2 protein-coding genes are annotated in these 3,506 nt (G+C 68.1%); both read left to right on the top strand.

Annotated elements, in window-relative coordinates; all coding sequences use genetic code 11:
- Positions 1-1,680, top strand: a 1,680-nt coding sequence (locus tag LG396_RS38665) for a SpnB-like Rossmann fold domain-containing protein (protein WP_225798289.1), incomplete at its 5' end; no start/stop codon positions are given.
- On the top strand, positions 1,677-3,506 hold a 1,830-nt coding region (locus tag LG396_RS38660), incomplete at its 3' end, for a type I polyketide synthase (protein ID WP_225798288.1). The genes LG396_RS38665 and LG396_RS38660, both read left to right, overlap by 4 nt.

Here is a 3,506-nt window from a genome sequence, read left to right as displayed (position 1 = left end):
ACGGTAGGCAGTGCGGGAAATGCCCGTGTGCTGGGACTGAACGCTGCGGACCATGGGGTGCTGGGCGCCGCGATGACCGTCGCGGGCAGCGACGAATGGCTCCTCACGGGACGGTTGTCAGCAACGTCGCAACAGTGGCTGGCCGACCACGTGATGAGCGGTCTGGGTTTGGTACCGGGCACGGTGTGGGTCGACGCGGCGGTGCGAGCCGGAGACGAGGTGGGGTGCGGGCGTGTCGAGGAATTGATGGTGTCGGCTCCGCTGGTGCTCCCGGAGCGCGGCGGGGTGCAGCTTCAGGTTCGGGTGGGCACGGCAGACGAGTACGGGCGGCGGGAGATATCGATCTACGCCCGCGAGGAGGGCGGCGATTCCCACCTCGACCCCCGCACTCCGGTTGATGCCGCCGACGGCGGCGGTTCCGGCGGCTGGCGGTGTCACGCCACCGGCGTACTGGCTCCGACAGAGCCGCCCCATGCGCAAGCCTGGCCAGACGGGCAACCGGGGTCCGACGCGAGCGAGCAGGGGCGGACGGCATGGCCGCCGGCTGACGCGCAGCCGCTTGATGTCGAAACCTTCTACGCCGATCTTGCCCAGGTGGGCTATGCGTACGGTCCGGCGTTCCACGGGCTGACAGCAGCGTGGCGCGGGCCGGCCGGGGACCTGTTCGCCGAAGTGGCCCTGCCACAGGAACTGCACCAAGACGCCGAGTGCTTCGGCATCCACCCCGCGTTGCTCGACGCCGCCGTGCACGCGGTGTTCCTCCGTGACCAGGACGAAGACCAGAGCATCTCGCTCCCATTCGCGTATCACAACGTCCATCTGCACGCCACCGGAGCCACCGCACTCCGCGTGCGTATCACCGCGTCCAGCGACGACACCCTGAGCGCATGGATCACCGACCCCGCTGGTGAACCCGTGGCCAGCATCGAGTCCCTCACCACCCGCCCCGTCGACTCGCAGCAGCTCCAAGCGGAAGTCGGCGTCGTCGATGACTCGATTCTCACCCTCGCATGGGTTGCCCTCACCGACACAGCGGAGACCGAGGCAGCTCCGTCGGACTTCTCCGCCGGCTGGGTGCGGATCGGCGACGACGGCGCCGACCTGGAGCCCGACGACGTTATCGACGGCGCCCTACCGCAGGACGTACCTGGCGTACGGATCGCACCGGTCAGGCGCCTCGCGAGCCTCGCCGCGTTGAGCACGGCCGTGGAGGAAGGGATGCCCGTACCCGACGTAGTCGTGGCACAGCCCCCGGCCGGCCGAGACGTGAGCGATGAACAAGCGGCGAGGGACGTGCACGCGTCGGTCCTCGACACCCTGAGACTCCTGCAGGAGTGGCTGACCAACGACATGTGGGAGTCCTCGCTTCTCGTCGTCGTGACGCGAGGAGTAGTTCCCGCCGACGGGGATGTCGCGGACCTGTCCCAGGCCGCGGCATCGGGACTGGTGCGTTCGGCGCAGTCCGAGAACCCCGGCCGCATATTGCTAGCCGATTGCGGCAGCTCGAACGACGAGTCCGAACACCTGCCGAAGGCCGTCGCCGCAGCTCTGAGGGCGGGCGAATCCCAGATCCTCGTCCGAGACGGTGTGGTGCAGGTTCCGCGGCTGGCGCGGAGCGGTGTGCGTACGGGCGTTCCCGTCGGAGCCAGGCAGGCCGAGTCGGAAGGGGCGAAGCAGTGACCGATGGCACAGTTCTGATCACCGGGGCAACGGGAACTCTCGGCTCCCTTCTGGCGCGGCACCTCGTCACCGAGCACGGCGTCAAGCGTCTGATGCTGATGAGCAGGCGCGGAATGGAGGCGCCCGGTGCGGCCGAGCTGCTGGCGGACCTGGAAGCGGGAGGCGCGGTCGTGACCCTCGTGGCCTGCGACGTCGCGGACCGACAGGCCCTGGCTGGCGTGCTGGACGAGATCCCCGCCTCGTCCCCGCTCACCGGGGTCGTTCACACGGCCGGCGTCATCGATGACGGCGTGGTGGTGTCGCTGACGCCCGAGCAGATCGGCACCGTGCTCCGGGCCAAAGTCGACGCCGCGCTGAACCTGCACCACCTGACCCTCGGCATGGACCTGTCGATGTTCGTGTTGTACTCCTCGGCCTCCGGCCTCCTCGGCAACGCCGGCCAGGGCAACTACGCCGCGGCGAACTCCTTCCTTGACGCTCTGGCGCAGCACCGCCGCGCGAACGGCCTGCCCGGCACCTCCCTCGCCTGGGGTATGTGGGACCAGACCAGCGAGATCACCGACCACCTGGGCCAGGTCGACCTCGCGCGGCTTTCCCGGCTGGGGATCCGTCCGCTCGCAACGCATGAGGGACTTGAACTCTTCGACACCTGCCGGGAACAGGGCGAGGCACTACTCGTGCCGATGCGTATCGATCGCGCCCAACTGAGCAAGCACCCCACCTCCGATCTGCTCCCGCCGATGCGCGGGCTTGTGAGGAAGAGCACGACAGCTCGACGCGCCGCGCTCGGGCACGGCCAGGCGGGCGCCCAGGAGAAGTCCTCGCTCACGCAGCGGCTTGCGGGCCTGTCACACACGGAGCAGCGGGAGACGACATCGGAGATCGTCCGCGACCATGTGGCCGCGGTCCTGGGACACGCTTCTGGGAACGCGATTCAGATGGACAAGCCGTTCAAGGACCTCGGCTTCGACTCACTGATAGCCGTGGAACTGCGCAACCAGCTGAGCAGCGCCACCGGCATGCGACTGTCAGCCACGGTCGTCTTCGACTACCCGACGCCTGCCACCCTCACCGAGCATCTGCTGTCGGAAGCAGCGGACGACCAGCCGGTTGAGCTCACGCCGACAACTTCTCCTGCCCGAACGCGGACCGACGACGAGCCCATAGCGATCGTGGGGATGGCGTGCCGCTATCCCGGCGGGGTGAGGTCTCCCGAGGATCTGTGGGACTTGGTCCAAGCGGGCGGCGACGGCATCTCGGAGTTCCCTGTGAACCGAGGCTGGGATCTGGAACGGCTCTACGACCCGAACCCCGACCGTCCCGGAACGTCCTACGTGAGGGAGGGCGGCTTTCTCCACGACGCGGACCGGTTCGACGCGGAATTCTTCGACATCTCGCCGCGCGAGGCTCTGGCGATGGATCCTCAGCAGCGGCTGATTCTGGAATCGTCCTGGGAGGCGCTCGAACACGCCGGTATTGACCCGACCACCCTGAAAGGAAGCGCCACCGGGGTCTTCGTTGGGCTGATGTACCACGACTACGCGCCGACGCTGAACGAGATGCCCGAGGAAGCCGAAGGGTACGTCGGCATCGGGACTACGGGAAGCGTGCTCTCCGGACGTATCGCCTATCAGTTCGGTTTGGAGGGGCCGGCGGTGACGGTGGATACGGCGTGTTCATCGTCGTTGGTGGCGTTGCATCTGGCCGCCCAGGCGGTGCGTAGTGGTGAGTGCACGATGGCGCTGGCCGGCGGTGTCACCGTTATGGCCACCCCGGGCACTTTCGTCGAGTTCAGTCGGCAGCGTGGGCTGGCGGTGGATGGGCGG

The sequence above is a fragment of the Streptomyces aculeolatus genome (assembly GCF_020400605.1).
Classification (GTDB): domain Bacteria; phylum Actinomycetota; class Actinomycetes; order Streptomycetales; family Streptomycetaceae; genus Streptomyces; species Streptomyces aculeolatus.
Note: the sequence above shows the minus strand (reverse complement) of the source record. Positions and strands in the feature narration are given on the sequence as shown.